Genomic DNA, 14,209 nt, shown 5'->3' with positions numbered 1-14,209 from the left:
TTGCTGCAATAAGCGTGGGGACTTGCCTTGCAACGCCGACAAGTTTACTCATCCGCGCTTTTCATGCAAGTCCTCTTTGCATTAAAGCTTGTCGTTTGCTGACTTTTTGCCCGACTTGGCTGCCAAGGGGTCGTTTTATTGTCTTTGGCCGGGCCGGGGCGCCATAATTGACGCAACTTTTTCTGGGAAATCAGTATGAAGCAACACGGTCGAAAGGGGGTTGCCCGCATCAAGGCGGCGGCCGGCTATTCCATCAAGGGGCTATTGGCGGCCTGGCGCAACGAAGAGGCCTTTCGCCAGGAGTCTTTACTGATGCTGTTGCTGTTGCCTCTGGGGCTGTGGCTGGGGCAAACCTGGCTGGAGCGGGCCATTTTGGTGGTGCCGCTTTTTGTGGTGCTGCTGGCGGAGCTGCTGAACTCGGCCATTGAAGCGGTGGTGGACCGCATCGGCCCCGAGCACCATGAACTGTCGGGACGGGCCAAAGACATCGGCTCGGCGGCCGTGTTCGTGTCCCTGACCCTGGTGGTGCTGGTGTGGGGCCTGGCCCTGTGGCCGTTAGCGGTAAAAGCGTTTCAGCTCCTTTAAGGCATCCATCAGGGTGCCTACCCGCACATGGGCGCTGTCGATAGGCTGGTAGCCGTTGTCGCGGATGCTGTACTGGCCCAGCTTGTCCATCACCAGGATACGGTCGTGCTGCAAGATGGCGAACTGGTGAAAATCCCCCAGTATCACCCAGCCAGGACCGGTGTCGGCAAAGAGGCTGCTGCCTGAGCTGTACTGGCTGGCCGCCATCTGGCTGCCAAAGGCGCTGGTCAGCAGGGTCGGCAGCAGGTCCTGGTGGCTGGTCATGTGCTGCACCTGGGCCGGCGCCATGCCTGGCCAGTGGATCACCAAAGGCACCTGGGTCTGGTAACGGCTGAAATTGGTGTTGTAACCCCAGCTGTTGGATTGGGTGTCGTTGAACTCCATGCCGTGGTCGGAGGTGACGATGATAAGGGTCTTGTCCAGCTCACCCTTGGCCTTGAGATCGTCAATCAACTGGCCCAGCAGGCTGTCGGTATAGTGCACGGCGTTGAGGTAGCGGTTTTTGACCGGTGCTACCTCACTCTGGTTATCCAGCTCCGCCAGGTTCACCAATTGCCAATCCGGCTGGAAGGGATTAACGGCGTCCTTGGGGGTGGAAAAACTGGCCGGCGCCCCTAATTGCAGGTAGCCCAGGTAGCCTCCCTGTTGCTGGGCGGTCCAGTCCAGAAGGGCACTTAAGGCCTGCTGGTCACGGCTGGCCACACTGCCTTTGTACTGGGGCAGGGCCAAATCCTGGAAGGCGGTCTGGGCCAGGCCGTTCTGGGTCAGGCCGTCTGAGGCAAAAACCCCTATGGCATCCCCTTGCTGGCGATAGCTTTCCACCAGCAAGGACTTGTCTTTCCCCAGCTTTACGGCGTCCTGGTAAACCGCCGGCAAACCATAGAAGAGGCTGAACAGGCCGTCTTTGGGCTCGTTGGAACCGGCAAAATGCACCTGGTAGTTCAGGCCTTGCTGGCTCAGGGCCCACAGGTTGGGCATGGCCTCGGGGCTCAGGGCATCGGCTCTTAAGCCTTCCACCACCACCAGCAAGGTACGGGGGGCCTGCTGGCCAAAGGGGGCCGCGCTCTGGGGCAGTTTGAGCAGGCTTTCCGTGCCTTCGGCATCCCTCAGGCGTTTTTGGTAATCGTCCATGTCCAGCAGGCCATGGCGGGCCAAAAAGCTCTTGGCGGTGGCCGGGTAGGACAGGGGGAAGACCGCTCCTTGGCGCAAAATGGGGTAATAAAGGCGAGCATCGGCCCAGATATGCAGGCTGTGGGCGGTAAAGAAGCAGACCACGAAAAAGCTGGCTACGTTAAAGCCCAGGCGTTTTTCCTTGAAACGATGGCGCCGCTTCCACAGGTAGTTGCCCACCGTCAGCTCCAGGGCAAAGATCACCATCATCAGCACCCCCATGGCCATCCAGGTCAGGTAGTGGCGGGTGAGGATCTGGCCTTCCCCCGAGGCGATAAGCTCCCAGATAAAACTGTTGAGGTGCAAACGGTACTGGCTGAACACGAAGGTATCGGCCAGCAGCACCACTTGCCCGGCGGTGGCCACCAGGGCGCCGCTAAGGCGGATAAGCCTTGGCAGGGGCATCAATATGGACAGGGGGAAGAGGGTGATGACAAAGAGGATAAAGGTCAGGAACGCGAAGTGCCCGGCCCAGGTCACCAGGGTGTAGATAAAGCCGAGGACGGTGTCCGGCATGCCGTTTTCAATGAGGTAACGGCTGCCAATCACCATGGCCAGCAGGATATTGAAGAATGTAAACCAGTGTCCCCAGTTGATCAGCCTGGAGATGCGCTCTGCCAGTCTGGGCTCCAGCCCGTCCTTTTCCTGTCCCGTCATTGCCTGTCTGCTTGTTGTTGATTTGGCAGGGGCATTGTCACATTGAATGCCCCCGCCCGGCAATTAGTGGTGACCGGCCACCACGCTTTGCTCCAAGGTTTTGGCGAACTGCTTGACCAGGGCGGCCCGTTGGCCGGCCGGCACATTGTCGTTGACCACGTTGCTAAGGACGTTGCCCAGCACCATCAGGGCCAGATCCACCGGCACTTTTTCCTTGCTCAGCAGCCCCAGCAGGTCGCTGGACAGGTTGGTAATGCGCTCGGGATCGTATTTGGATTGAAAGGGCATGATGCGTCTCGGTCTATCAACAAAGCTGCTATGATAGCACGCCCTTTTTAGCAGCCAGATACCCTATGAGCATCAACGTCAAAGCCCTTATCCTTCATCGCCTGGAGTTGAACCAGGAAGGCCTGCTGGTGGTGACCCCCCGTCATCAGACCCTGCCGGCCACCGAAGCGGTTACCCAACTGATCGCCGAGCTGCACGCCAGCTACGCGGCCAAACCCGGCAAGGGCTTTGCCGCTTTTAACGATAGTGGTTCGTCTTTTGCCGAAGCCCTGGCCAACTACCTGGACGGCCAGAGCGAGTTTGTGCCCTTTAGCCTGCAGGCCGCCGATCTGCTCCAGGCCCAGCTCAACCAGTATGGCCTGGTGGAAACCGGTTACCTGCTGCTGGCCCATTACCAGCACCTGGCGGTGGACAAGCTGCTGGTGATGCAGCTAAAAGCCCAGGAGTCGGTCACCATCACCGACGCCCTGGACCTGGGCCAGACCCGCTTTTTGGAGCTCAAAAGCCTGCAACTGGCCGCCAGTGTCGATTTGACCGCCTGGCAGGTGGAGCCGGAGCGGCGCCAATACATCAGCTTTGTGCGGGGCCGGGCCGGCCGCAAGGTGTCCGACTTTTTCCTGGATTTTCTTGGCTGTGTCGAAGGGGTGGACGCCAAGGCCCAGAGCAAGGCCCTGTTGACCGCAGTAGACGACTACTGCGCCGCCGCTGGCCTTGAGGGGGAAGAGCGCCAGGATCTTGGTAAGCAGGTATTCAGTTACTGCAAGGAAAAAGCGGCCAGCGGCGAGGAAGTCACCGTTGCCGAGCTGTCCGATAGCCTGCCTCCTTGGGAAGGGGAAAGCCGCTTCGCCGACTTTGCCGCCCAAGGGGATTACGGCCTGGAAGATAAGTTCCCGGTGGAGCAAAGCGCCCTCAAAGCCCTGGTGAAATTTTCCGGCACCGGCGCCGGGGTCACCATCAGCTTCGAAGAAAAACACCTGGGGGAACGGGTTATCTACGATATGGCCACCGACACCCTGACCATCAAGGGCATTCCGGCCAACCTGCGCGACCAGCTAAAACGCCGCCTGGGCGAACACTGAAAAAAACCGGCCCAGGCCGGTTTTTTGTTGCCTTGCGATTCACGGCCCTGGCGCTAAGGTAGGGGCAAGTCAGACCAAGGTAGCCCCAATGAAATCCTATGCCCTGTTAAGCCTGTTATTTGCCCCCCTGGCCAGCCTGGCCTTGCCCCTGAACCTTGACGGCCCCATAGAACAAGGGGCGCTGATCAGGGGCAAGACCGCCCCCGGTGCCAAAGTGACCCTGGACGGCAAGGTCCTGAAGACAAGCCCCCAGGGGGACTTTGTGCTGGGCTTTGGGCGGGACGATAAGGGCCCGCACCTGTTGGCGGTGGCCTTGGGGGATGACAGTGCCCACAGAAAATTGGTGCCCAAGACCCGCCAGTACCGGCTGCAAAAGGTCAATGGCGTACCGGAGCGCACCGTCAATCCGCCAGAGGCGGTGCAGGCACGTATTCGCATGGAAGCGGCCAAGGTGGCCAAGGTCCGCGCCGAAACCTCAAATCGCCTGGATTTCACCGCCCCCCTGCGCTGGCCCCTGACCGGCCCCATCACCGGTGTTTACGGGTCCCAGCGTATCTATAACGGCACCCCCAAGGCGCCTCACTTCGGGGTGGATGTGGCAGCACCTACCGGCACCCAGGTGTTGGCCCCCTGGGCCGGCAAGGTGGTGTTGGCCGAGCCCGATCTCTACTTTTCCGGCGGTACCCTTATCCTCGACCACGGCCACGGGGTCAGCTCTACCTTTTTGCACCTGTCGGCCCTGGATGTAAGCCCTGGCCAAGAGGTCAAGGCCGGGGACCCCATCGCCAAAGTGGGCGCGACCGGCCGTGCCACTGGCCCCCATCTCGATTGGCGTCTTAACTGGTATGAGGTGCGGTTGGATCCGGCGCTTATCGCACCCCCTATGCCCAAGGGTGAGGGCGCGCCACATTAAGGGAAAGAGGCAATGATAGAGATCGATGAACTGCGCCGTCTGCGGCGCCTGGAGATCGACACTCCGGTTACCCTGGTGATAGAGGAAGACCAGCTGCAAGGCCACTGCAGCGACCTTAGCGGTAAGGGCATGGCCCTGATATTGGGCCGGGCGGTCGACCCTGGTACCCGGGTCATGGTCAAGCTGGAAGGGGGCATGGAGAATCTGCCGCCCTTTGTGGCCGAGGCTATGGTGGTGCGCTGCGATCCGGCCGACAAGGGCTTTGTGGTGGGGGTCAGCTTCGAGATCTAACAAAGCTGAGCTTTGCCTAAACAAAGGGGCGCTAGGCGTGTTCATCGGCGGGTTTTGGCGGTCTTATTAGGGAAACCCAAAGTAGGGGGCCTTATGTGGAAAGCCGCCATCAGCCTGGCACTGTCCGGTGCCATGGTAACCTCGCCGGCCTTGGCCGGTAAGGACGAACAGCGTCGCCAAGGCGAACCCAAATGGCAACAGCGCCAGGTGCAGCTCAACCAGCCGCAGCGCGGCCAGGAAATGCAGCGCCACCGCTTTGACGGCAAGCAGGGCCGTTTCCATGGCGCCCAGCCGCGCCAGGCAACACCCCGCTACCAGGACCGCCATGAACGCCGTGGCGATAACCGCCAGCAGTGGGACAAAGGGGAGAGGCGCCAGGATCGCCGTGGCGACAACCGCCAGCAATGGGACAGAGGCGATAGACATCAGGGCCAGGGCAGGCACTGGCAGCAGGGCCGCGAGCATTACCGCTACAGCACCCCCTATCGCCATGAACGCCGGGGCTATCATGTCAAACGCCCTTATGACCATTATTGGCACAGCAACCGCCACCATTACTATGTGCGCCAGCTGCCTAGCCTGGCGGTGAGCTTTATCATCGGTGGCGTCACCTTTTACAGCGCCTATGACAGCTATTACCGCTACTACCCCAGCTACGGCTACTACCAGGTGGTGGATCCGACCTTGATCTGGCCGGTGGGCACCGTGGTGCAGGTGCTGCCCCCCGATGCCAGCGAGTACTGGGTGGGTAACAGGCGCTACTGGATGTGCGGCGGTGTCTACTTCATGGCCCTGCGCGGCGGCGGCTTTGTGGTGGTGAACCTGTAAATAAAAAGCCCCGCTTGGCGGGGCTTTTTTCAAGGTAGGGCTACTGGGCAGTCCAGGCACACGGCCAGTACCCGGAAAAATTCCCCTTCCTCGGCGGTTATCTCGCCGTCCTGCTTTATGGCTTTAAGCACCCCTTGCAAGAAACGCTGGCGCACCGGCTCCCTGGCCTGCTGCAACCGGGTCAGGGCCGGTCCCAGGCTGCTGGGGGCAGGGGCGGGCAACAGGCTGATGCCATACAGGCCCATACTGTTGGCCCCCATGCCGAAGGCGCGCTTGGCCTTTTCTTCATGGGGGCTGAGCCAAGCCACGGCCGAGAGCAATTCGGCCACTTCATTGCTGAGGCTGGCAAGCTTGTGGGGCCTGACCTTGGCTTCCACCCTGGGGCTGTATTGGGCCCCCAACTGGTGGCTGACCAGCCGGTAGAGCAACCATTCAAAGAGGCTAACTTTGCCGTCGGCCTGCACCAACCCCATCAGGGTGTCGGTAAAGGCCTTGTATTGGCTTTCTGACAGGGCTTTGAGGCTGGGGATGGCCTTTTCTACCAAGGGCAGGCGTTGGCCGGGTTGTAAGGAACCCAGTTCCTCGAAATAAGCCAGGGCCCGCTGCGGCGCCTTGAGTCCTTGCAGCTGCTGTTGGCGAAGGTTGTCGTCCTCGTCCAGCAACAGGGCAAAAATAAGGTAGCAGGCATCCAGGGGTTCACGGCTGGCCACATTCAAGGCTGCTGGTAAAGCCGCCGCCATGGCCAGTGCCGCCTGGGCGCTGCCGGCCAAGGCCGCCGTGGCACTGGGTTGGACCTTGCTGGAGACCTCTTGCCCCTGGTTGGGGGTTGAGCGGCTGTAATGGCCGTCCCAGCTGGGGTCCAATCGCAGGATGCGGGTGCGAAGGGGCGGGTGGCTGGCAAAGAGGCCGGCAAACTGGGAGGTCATGGCCGGCCCGAAGAACAGGTGGCTGAACTCGGCGGTAGCGCTGTGGCTGACCACTGAACCGGACTGGTGGCCACCGACCTTTTTCAGGGCCGATGCCAGGCCTTGGGGGTTGCGGGTGAACTGCACCGCAGAGGCGTCCGCCAGGTATTCCCGTTGGCGGTTGATAGCCGACTGCATGATACGGGCCCAAAGTCCCCCCAAATAACCCATGATCAACAGGCCAATGCCCAGGGCCAGCAAAACACCGCCGTTGTTCTTCTTGTTGCTGCTTGAGCCGCTGTCGCTCACGTGCAACAACAGGCGCCCCAGGTTACCCACGAAAAAGAGGCCGTAGAGCAGGGCCACCAGCCGCAGGTTAAGGCGCATGTCGCCGTTGAATATATGGCTGAACTCGTGGCCTATCACCGCTTGCAGCTCGTCACGGCTGAAGTGGTCCACGGCGCCCTGGGTCACCCCTATGACCGCATCGTTGATGGAAAAACCGGCGGCAAAGGCGTTGATACCGCTTTCCCCCAGGATATAGACAGGGGGCACCGGCACCCCGGCGGCGATGGCCATCTCTTCCACCACGTTCAGCAGCTGGCGCTCCTGATGGTTGGTTGTGCTGCCAAGGACGCGGCGCCCGCCCAGGGATTCGGCGACCTTGCGGCCACCGCTGTGTAAACCCAGGTACTTAAAGGCGGCGGCCAGCAAGGCGGCCAGGAACACCCCGCCACTGACCCAGCCGTACAGGGTCAGGCTGAACAGGGGCAGCTGCGGATCGGGGTGCTCGGCGCCCTGGCGCAGGGCCAGGCCCAGCAGCAGGGTGGTGACGGTGGAGAGCAACAGCAGGCCGATGGCAAAGAGCACCAGCAGCCAGAAGCTCTTGCTCCTGGCCTGGTCCTGATGGCTGTAAAAATCCATGGATTAGAAACTGACTTTCGGGGCGGCTTGGATGGCGGCGCTGTCTTCGAATTCCAGCAAGGAAGCGTCGCTGGCGTGGCCGAAAGTAGCGGCAAAGATCACGTTGGGGAAGCTCTTGCGATAGACGTTATAGCTGGTTACGGCGTCATTGAAGGCCTGGCGGGCAAAGGCGACGCGGTTTTCGGTGGTGGTCAGCTCTTCGGTGAGCTGCATCATGTTCTGGTTGGCCTTGAGGTCGGGGTAGGCCTCCACCTGCAGGTTGAAGCCGGCCAGGCTGGTGGACAGCTGCTTCTCGGCGCTGGCAAGGGCCTTGATGGCATCGGCGTCGCCGGGCTGGCCGCTGGCCGCCTGCAGGGAAGCCAGGGCCTGGTTACGGGCTTCGGTGACCTTGGTCAGGGTCTCGCTTTCGTGCTTGAGGTAGCCTTTGGCGGTTTCCACCAGGTTGGGAATGAGATCGTAACGGCGCTTGAGCTGCACTTCGATCTGCGAGAAGGCATTTTCGAAACGGGCTTTGAGGGCCACCAACTGGTTGTAGATGGCTGCTACCCAAAACAGCAGGGCGGCAATGATTACGAGGGTAATGATCAGTCCTATCATCGAGATACGTCCTTGGTCGCGTGAAATAGGCCCATTTTGCGGGCTGGCTTGGAAAAAGAAAACCCCGCCAGGGCGGGGTTTGGGTCTTAGAACTTGGCGTTGCCTGGAGCGCGGGGGAAGGGGATAACGTCCCTGATGTTCTGCACCCCGGTCACGTAGGACACCAGGCGCTCGAAGCCCAGGCCGAAGCCGGCGTGGGGCACGGTGCCGTAACGGCGCAGGTCCCGGTACCACCAGTAGTCTTCCTTGGACAGGCCCATTTCATCCAGGCGCGCATCCAGCACGTCCAGGCGTTCTTCGCGCTGGGAGCCACCGATGATTTCGCCGATGCCGGGGGCCAGTACGTCCATGGCCGCGACGGTCTTGCCGTCGTCGTTGAGGCGCATGTAGAAGGCTTTGATGTCCTTGGGATAGTTCTGCAGGATAACCGGGGCGCCCACGTGTTCTTCAGCCAGGTAGCGCTCGTGCTCCGATTGCAGGTCCACACCCCATTCCACCGGATACTCGAACTGCTTGTCGCAGTTTTTGAGGATCTCGATGGCGTCGGTGTAATCCATACGCACGAAAGGTGCGGTGATCATCTTCTCCAGGCGGTTCACGGCGTCTTTATCCACCCGCTCGGCGAAGAAGGCCATGTCGTCCGGGCACTCGTTCAGCACCGCTTGGAAGACATACTTGAGCATGTCTTCAGACAGCTGGGCGATGTCCTTGAGCTCGGCAAAGGCCACTTCCGGCTCCACCATCCAGAATTCCGCCAAATGGCGGCTGGTGTTGGAGTTTTCGGCGCGGAAGGTAGGGCCGAAGGTGTAAATTTTGCCAAGGGCGCAGGCGTAGGTCTCGCCGTTCAGCTGGCCAGAGACGGTCAGGAAGGTTTCTTTGCCGAAGAAATCCTGGCTGTAGTCCACCTCACCTTTGTCGGTGCGGGGCAGGTTGGCCATGTCCAGGGTGGAGACCCGGAACATTTCACCGGCGCCTTCGCAGTCGGAGGCGGTCAGGATGGGGCTGGCCATCCAGAAATAGCCGTTCTGGTGAAAGAAGCGGTGAATGGCCTGGCTCAGGCAGTTACGGACCCGGGCCACGGCACCGATAAGGTTGGTGCGGGGGCGCAGGTGGGCCACTTCCCGCAGATACTCGATGCTGTGGCGCTTGGCGGCCATGGGGTAAGTGTCGGGATCGTCCACCCAACCCAGCACGTCCAGGTGACTGGTTTCCAGCTCGAAGGCCTGGCCTGAGGCCGGGGATTCCACCACTTTGCCGGTAATGGTAACGGAGACACCGGCCGTCAGCTTCTTGACCTCGTCCTCGTAATTATTCAAGGAATTGGGTACGACGGCTTGCAGGGGATTGAAACAGGAGCCGTCATAGACAGCCACGAAAGAGATCCCGGCTTTGGAATCCCGGCGGGTACGTACCCAACCGTTAACCTGCACTTCGGTACCTACCGGGAATTGCCCGGCCAGCACCGCTTTTACCGACGCTTGCGTCATGCCTTTTTCCTTTTATTTGGCTCAACTTCGTTAAGGAGCTGACATCATACCTGCACGGTGGGCCAAGACAAGGCTCAGCAAGGGGCAATTTACAAGATAAGAAAATGGGTTACATTAGAGTCAGATAATCAAAAAGTTACCTTAACAAAACAAGGAGGACACCATGGCAGGGCTGTTGGATTTTATGAAAAGGCTCGGCACTGATGCCGAATTGGCCAAGGCCTACCAGGACAACCCCAAGGGAGTATTGAACGACACCGACCTGAGCCAGGCCGAGAAAGACGCGCTGCTGAGCGGCGATCTGGACAAGGTCAAGGCCCTGTCCGGCGCTGAGGACGTCAATATGACCCACATCGTCATCACCAGCTTCGAGGAATAACTTTGTCTCCAATGAGACTGGCCAGGCTCCTGATGTTAGGGGGCCTGTCTTTGCTTTTCAGTGTCAAGGCGTTGGGCGGCTCCTTCGAGGAGGACCTCAGCCTGGCCGAATCCCTGCGGGTGAAAAACCCGCCCCGTACCCAACAAATGCTGGCCGAACTGGGAGAACGCCTGGGCCAGGCCAGCCTCGAGCAGTTCCAGCGCTATCAACTGCTGCGCGCCCACCAGGAGTTACTGGTGGGTCACTACGAGGAGGCAGAAGAGAAGCTGCTGCACCTGATGGACCAGGTCCAAGAACCCAACAAGCGCATGCGCACCCTCTACCTGCTGGCGCAATTGTCCGAGATCCGCAACGACTCGGAGCAAAGCTTTCATTACATGCTGGCCGCCGCCGACCTCTACCCCAAACTGACCGAGCTGCAGGCCAAGGTGGATTACCTTTTCATCTCGGCCCACATGTATAGCCGGGTCGAAGAGTTCACCGAAGCCGAAGCCAAGGCCCAGGAGCTGGTGTCTTTGAGCGAGAAGGGCAACGACTACCAGCGCTGTATAGCCCAACAGGCGCAACTGGCCGTCTTTGCCGGCAGCGAGCAACTGGATAAGGGCTTTGCCGCCGCCAACCGGCAAATCGAGCTCTGCAAAGTCTCCGGCGGCCCCATTTACGTTGCCGATGCCCAGATGTTCCTGGGCCACTACGCCCTGCAAAAGGGCGACACCAAGCGGGCCCTTTCCTACTATCTGGAAGCCAAAAACGCCTTTGACGACCTCAATTACCGCACCGGCAAGCTCAGCAGCAGCATCGGTATTGCCCAAAGTTTTTTGGCCCAGGGCAACACCACCCTGGCCTACAACTGGGCCAACAGGGCCCTGGATATGGTCAACCCCGAGGAGCAGTGGTCCGAACAAAGTGAACTCTACGAGGTGTTGTCGACCCTGGCCCAAAAGCAGGGAGATCTCAACGAACTGGTGCGTTTTGACAAGCTTTATGTCAAGGCCAACAAGGCCCTGGTCCAGGAAGACAAGCAAACCCGCCTGGCTTTCTTGCAGGCCCGCCTGGAGTTTGAAAACCAACGCCAACGTATCCAGATGCTCGAGCAGCAAAACCAGGTCTTGAACCTGCAAGACAGCAATGGCCGCCAGCGTTTCTGGCTGGTGACCCAGGGCATGCTGGGGGCCGGCGGCATCTGCCTGCTGCTGTTTGCGGTGCTGGTACGTAACCAGCGCCAGCGCAGCCGCTTGATGAAGTTGGCCCAGACCGACCCTTTGACCGGGCTGCTGACCCGCCAAGGCCTGCTGGACAAGGCCAAACCCCTTTACCTGCAATGCCAGGCCAAAGGCGAACCTTTGGCCATTATCCTGGCGGACATCGACAGCTTTAAGAACTTCAACCACCAGTACGGCCTCAACACCGGCGACAAGGCGTTGAGGCGCATGGCCCATCGCCTGCGCTCTTCCATGGAACCCGGTACCCTGGTGGGACGCAGCTGCGGCGCGGAATTCTTGATACTGCTGCCGGGGCTGGACCTGGACGAGGCCAAGGATCGGGTCCGTTTCTGCCAAAGAGCCGATCCGGGCGGGGAAGATGCCAACCTGGATCTGCTGATGACATTGAGTTTTGGCCTTATCCAGCCCCTTCCGGGTGGCCAGCTGGGTTTGGAGCAGGCTATCCAAGCTGCCAGCCTGGCCTTGGAAAAGGCCAAGGAAAGGGGTTTTAACAGCATTGAAGTGGCCGAGGCCCAAGGAAGTACAGCATGAGTCTGGTGGTTGTTGGCCTGGGGATCACCCTGGGCCGTCATCTGAGTGAACGTTGCCTGAGTGAAATTGCCAGTGCCGACACCGTTTTTGCCCTGGTGGATGGCATGGCCCTGGCCTGGCTGAAGACCCAGCGCCCGGATCTGCAGTCCCTGCACCCCAGCTACGGCGACGATAAGTCCCGGCGCCTGGCCTACCGTGAGATGACCGACACCATACTGGCGGCGCTAAACCAGGGCAAACAGGTCTGCGCCGTGTTTTACGGTCACCCCGGCGTCTTTGCCGACGTGCCCCATATGGCCATTCGCGAAGCCAGGGCCCTGGGTTTTGTTGCCCGGATGGAAGCGGGGATCTCTGCCGAGGCCTGCCTTTATGCCGACCTTGGCCTGGATCCGGGCCAGCGTGGTGTACAAAGCATGGAAGCCACCCAGTTTTTGATCTTCAAAAGGGTGATTGACCCCAGCGCCTTGCTGCTGCTGTGGCAGGTGGGGCTGACCGGGGATCTGACCCTCAAGCGTTTTGACACCCAGCAAGCCAAGCTGGCGCTGCTGGTGGAAAAGCTCAGCCAGTACTACCCGCCCAATCATCCCGTTATCCTTTACGAAGCGGCCCAGCTGCCCATAGGAACCCACCGGGAAGAGCACCTGGCCCTTGGCGATCTGCCCCGGGCCCAAACCTCCCAGATCAGCACCCTGGTTATTGCTCCCTTAACGGAACCTTTAGCGCGGGACGAAATCTGGATTAAACGGCTGGAGGCCCTGCAGTAGCCTCTATTATGCTTGCTCCACATCAAGCAAGGAGAAGACGCCATGACGCGTTGGTTGTTACCCCTGGCTCTGGTCATGAGCCTGAGTGCCTGCTCCAAGGTGACGGTGGAAAACTACGACAAGCTCAGTGTCGGCATGAAAAAGGCGGACGTGGAAGCGGTGTTGGGTAAACCGGACAACTGCGGTGATGCCGTGCTTAAAGCCCAGTCCTGCCAATGGCAGAGCGGCGACAAGGTGATAACGGTGCAGTACCTGGGCGACACTGTCGCCGTCTATAGCCGCGAAGGCTTCTGATAAAAAGCCGCCCTAAGGGCGGCTTTTTTACACCACAGCTTTGATGGCCGAGGTGAGCCTGGTGAGGTCGTCCGGGGTTATCAGGTAGGGCGGCATCACATAGATGAGCCGGCCAAAGGGCCGGATCCACACCCCCAGCTCCACAAAGCGGGCCTGGAGGCGAGCCATGTCAACTGGGTCTTTCATCTCCACCACCCCTATGGCCCCAAGCACCCGCACCGCCGCCACCGACTCGGCTTTGGCCAACGGCAGTAACTGGGCCTTGAGCTGGGCTTCGATGGCGGCCACCTGGGCTTGCCAGCGGTTCTCACTCAATAGCGCCAGGCTTTGGCAGGCCACGGCGCAGGCCAACGGATTGCCCATAAAGGTGGGGCCGTGCATAAAGCAGCCGGCCGGCGAGTCACTGATGCCGTCCGCCACTTCCTGGGTGGTGAGGGTGGCAGCCAGGGTCATGTAGCCGCCGGTCAGGGCCTTGCCAAGGCAGAGGATGTCGGGGCAAATGCCGGCCCATTCCATGGCAAACAGCTTGCCGGTGCGGCCAAAGCCGGTGGCTATCTCATCGAGGATCAGCAGCACCTGGTAGCGGTCACAAAGAGCCCTCAGCCCTTTGACGTAGTCCGGGGAATAGATACGCATGCCGCCGGCCCCTTGCACCACCGGCTCGAGGATCACCGCCGCCAGGCTGTGGTGGTGCTCGGCAAAATACTGCTCGGCAACGGCCAGATCGGCACTGGCATCGCCGTCAAAAGGGGCCTGGGGCATGGGCATGAAAAGATGCCCCGGCAACAGTCCCTTGAACATCCAATGCATGCCCGAGTCCGGGTCCGTTACCGCCATGGCCCCGAAGGTATCGCCGTGGTAGCCACGGCGTGGGGTCAGGTAGCGGCATTTTTCCGGCTTGCCTCGGCCTTGCCAGTACTGCACCGCCATTTTCAGCGCCACTTCCACGCTGATGGAGCCTGAGTCGGCCAAAAACACCTTGTCCAGGGGCGCCGGGGTCATGGCCACCAGGGCCTGGCACAGGCGAATGGCCGGCTCATGGGTAATACCGCCAAACATCACATGGCTCATCTTGGCCAGCTGGCCGGTAACGGCGCCGTTGAGGGCAGGGTGGTTATAGCCGTGGATGGCAGCCCACCAGGACGACATGCCGTCCACCAGGGCCCGGCCGTCTTCCAGGTACAGCCTGACCCCCTCGGCACGGGTCACCGGATAGGTGGGCAGAGGCTCGCGAAGGGCGGTGTAGGGGTGCCAGATATGGTGGCGATCAAACTGGCGATCAGAATCGGAAATG

15 protein-coding genes are annotated in these 14,209 nt (G+C 60.5%); 9 read left to right on the top strand and 6 right to left on the bottom strand.

Translation table 11 applies throughout. The features are described 5' to 3' along the window. Positions 1-195 precede the first annotated feature (195 nt). Positions 196-585, top strand: a complete 390-nt coding sequence (locus B3C1_RS11795) for a diacylglycerol kinase (RefSeq protein WP_008485045.1) — start codon at positions 196-198, stop codon at positions 583-585. On the opposite strand, the gene B3C1_RS11790 is transcribed toward B3C1_RS11795, so the two are convergent. Together B3C1_RS11790 and B3C1_RS11785 are read right to left on the bottom strand one after the other, a co-directional pair. After that, on the bottom strand, positions 556-2,412 hold the full coding sequence (locus B3C1_RS11790) for a DUF3413 domain-containing protein (RefSeq protein WP_008485043.1): 1,857 nt from the start codon (positions 2,410-2,412) through the stop codon (positions 556-558). The two genes, B3C1_RS11795 and B3C1_RS11790, sit on opposite strands and share 30 nt — an antisense overlap. A 63-nt stretch (positions 2,413-2,475) precedes the next feature. After that, positions 2,476-2,700 carry a YejL family protein gene (locus tag B3C1_RS11785; RefSeq protein ID WP_008485042.1) on the bottom strand — a complete coding sequence of 75 codons (225 nt, stop codon included), beginning with the start codon at positions 2,698-2,700 and terminating at the stop codon, positions 2,476-2,478. Between the two features lie 65 nt (positions 2,701-2,765). Here B3C1_RS11785 and yejK point away from each other — a divergent pair, with 65 nt between their 5' ends. The 4 genes from yejK (at position 2,766) to B3C1_RS11765 (ending at position 5,811) form a co-directional block, all read left to right on the top strand. Next, a complete protein-coding gene (gene yejK / locus B3C1_RS11780; RefSeq protein WP_008485041.1) occupies positions 2,766-3,779 on the top strand; it encodes a nucleoid-associated protein YejK in 1,014 nt (337 codons plus the stop codon). A gap of 88 nt (positions 3,780-3,867) precedes the next feature. After that, a complete protein-coding gene (locus B3C1_RS11775; protein WP_008485040.1) occupies positions 3,868-4,692 on the top strand; it encodes a M23 family metallopeptidase in 825 nt (274 codons plus the stop codon). Positions 4,693-4,704: 12 nt separating this feature from the next. Further along, positions 4,705-4,983 carry a PilZ domain-containing protein gene (locus tag B3C1_RS11770; RefSeq protein ID WP_008485039.1) on the top strand — a complete coding sequence of 93 codons (279 nt, stop codon included), beginning with the start codon at positions 4,705-4,707 and terminating at the stop codon, positions 4,981-4,983. Between the two features lie 93 nt (positions 4,984-5,076). After that, positions 5,077-5,811 (top strand): DUF6515 family protein, encoded by a 735-nt coding sequence (locus tag B3C1_RS11765; protein ID WP_008485038.1) that lies wholly within the window; start codon positions 5,077-5,079, stop codon positions 5,809-5,811. A gap of 29 nt (positions 5,812-5,840) precedes the next feature. Here B3C1_RS11765 and B3C1_RS11760 read toward each other — a convergent pair whose 3' ends face one another. The 3 genes from B3C1_RS11760 to asnS all read right to left on the bottom strand — a co-directional run bounded on the left by B3C1_RS11760 (position 5,841) and on the right by asnS (position 9,724). Next, positions 5,841-7,640, bottom strand: a complete 1,800-nt coding sequence (locus B3C1_RS11760) for a M48 family metallopeptidase (RefSeq protein WP_008485037.1) — start codon at positions 7,638-7,640, stop codon at positions 5,841-5,843. A 3-nt stretch (positions 7,641-7,643) separates the two neighbouring features. Further along, complete coding sequence (locus tag B3C1_RS11755; RefSeq protein ID WP_008485036.1) at positions 7,644-8,237, bottom strand: LemA family protein; 594 nt, start codon at positions 8,235-8,237, stop codon at positions 7,644-7,646. Between the two features lie 86 nt (positions 8,238-8,323). Continuing rightward, complete coding sequence (gene asnS, locus B3C1_RS11750; protein ID WP_008485034.1) at positions 8,324-9,724, bottom strand: asparagine--tRNA ligase; 1,401 nt, start codon at positions 9,722-9,724, stop codon at positions 8,324-8,326. 163 nt (positions 9,725-9,887) lie between these two features. Between asnS and B3C1_RS11745 the strand changes: the two genes are divergently transcribed. Genes B3C1_RS11745 through B3C1_RS11730 form a run of 4 tightly spaced genes read left to right on the top strand, consistent with a single transcriptional unit; the run spans position 9,888 to position 12,915 of the window. Beyond that, positions 9,888-10,103 carry a hypothetical protein gene (locus B3C1_RS11745; protein WP_008485033.1) on the top strand — a complete coding sequence of 72 codons (216 nt, stop codon included), beginning with the start codon at positions 9,888-9,890 and terminating at the stop codon, positions 10,101-10,103. A 32-nt stretch (positions 10,104-10,135) separates the two neighbouring features. Next, complete coding sequence (locus tag B3C1_RS11740; RefSeq protein WP_035481982.1) at positions 10,136-11,857, top strand: tetratricopeptide repeat-containing diguanylate cyclase; 1,722 nt, start codon at positions 10,136-10,138, stop codon at positions 11,855-11,857. After that, positions 11,854-12,621, top strand: coding sequence for an SAM-dependent methyltransferase (locus B3C1_RS11735; protein WP_008485031.1), 768 nt, complete (start codon positions 11,854-11,856; stop codon positions 12,619-12,621). The genes B3C1_RS11740 and B3C1_RS11735 overlap by 4 nt, the downstream gene beginning before the upstream one ends. Before the next feature lie 42 nt (positions 12,622-12,663). Next, positions 12,664-12,915, top strand: coding sequence for a lipoprotein (locus B3C1_RS11730; RefSeq protein ID WP_008485029.1), 252 nt, complete (start codon positions 12,664-12,666; stop codon positions 12,913-12,915). Positions 12,916-12,942: 27 nt separating this feature from the next. On the opposite strand, the gene bioA is transcribed toward B3C1_RS11730, so the two are convergent. Continuing rightward, positions 12,943-14,208: an adenosylmethionine--8-amino-7-oxononanoate transaminase gene (bioA, locus tag B3C1_RS11725; RefSeq protein ID WP_083858323.1), complete on the bottom strand. Its 1,266-nt coding sequence runs from the start codon at positions 14,206-14,208 to the stop codon at positions 12,943-12,945. Position 14,209: the final 1 nt, after the last annotated feature.

It is taken from the genome of Gallaecimonas xiamenensis 3-C-1 (assembly GCF_000299915.1).
Taxonomy (GTDB): domain Bacteria; phylum Pseudomonadota; class Gammaproteobacteria; order Enterobacterales; family Gallaecimonadaceae; genus Gallaecimonas; species Gallaecimonas xiamenensis.
The sequence above is the reverse complement of the archived record's forward strand: the minus strand, read 5'-3'. Positions and strand labels throughout refer to the sequence as shown.

Excerpts from the sequence above, each read along its gene's own strand:
- B3C1_RS11775 (WP_008485040.1), top strand. The coding sequence starts at position 3,868 with ATGAAATCCTATGCCCTGTTAAGCCTGTTATTTGCCCCCCTGGCCAGC.
- asnS (WP_008485034.1), bottom strand. The coding sequence starts at position 9,724 with ATGACGCAAGCGTCGGTAAAAGCGGTGCTGGCCGGGCAATTCCCGGTA.
- B3C1_RS11760 (WP_008485037.1), bottom strand. The coding sequence starts at position 7,640 with ATGGATTTTTACAGCCATCAGGACCAGGCCAGGAGCAAGAGCTTCTGG.
- B3C1_RS11735 (WP_008485031.1), top strand. The coding sequence starts at position 11,854 with ATGAGTCTGGTGGTTGTTGGCCTGGGGATCACCCTGGGCCGTCATCTG.
- B3C1_RS11795 (WP_008485045.1), top strand. The coding sequence starts at position 196 with ATGAAGCAACACGGTCGAAAGGGGGTTGCCCGCATCAAGGCGGCGGCC.
- B3C1_RS11740 (WP_035481982.1), top strand. The coding sequence starts at position 10,136 with ATGTTAGGGGGCCTGTCTTTGCTTTTCAGTGTCAAGGCGTTGGGCGGC.
- yejK (WP_008485041.1), top strand. The coding sequence starts at position 2,766 with ATGAGCATCAACGTCAAAGCCCTTATCCTTCATCGCCTGGAGTTGAAC.
- B3C1_RS11785 (WP_008485042.1), bottom strand. The coding sequence starts at position 2,700 with ATGCCCTTTCAATCCAAATACGATCCCGAGCGCATTACCAACCTGTCC.
- B3C1_RS11765 (WP_008485038.1), top strand. The coding sequence starts at position 5,077 with ATGTGGAAAGCCGCCATCAGCCTGGCACTGTCCGGTGCCATGGTAACC.
- B3C1_RS11790 (WP_008485043.1), bottom strand. The coding sequence starts at position 2,412 with ATGACGGGACAGGAAAAGGACGGGCTGGAGCCCAGACTGGCAGAGCGC.
- B3C1_RS11730 (WP_008485029.1), top strand. The coding sequence starts at position 12,664 with ATGACGCGTTGGTTGTTACCCCTGGCTCTGGTCATGAGCCTGAGTGCC.
- B3C1_RS11770 (WP_008485039.1), top strand. The coding sequence starts at position 4,705 with ATGATAGAGATCGATGAACTGCGCCGTCTGCGGCGCCTGGAGATCGAC.
- B3C1_RS11745 (WP_008485033.1), top strand. The coding sequence starts at position 9,888 with ATGGCAGGGCTGTTGGATTTTATGAAAAGGCTCGGCACTGATGCCGAA.
- B3C1_RS11755 (WP_008485036.1), bottom strand. The coding sequence starts at position 8,237 with ATGATAGGACTGATCATTACCCTCGTAATCATTGCCGCCCTGCTGTTT.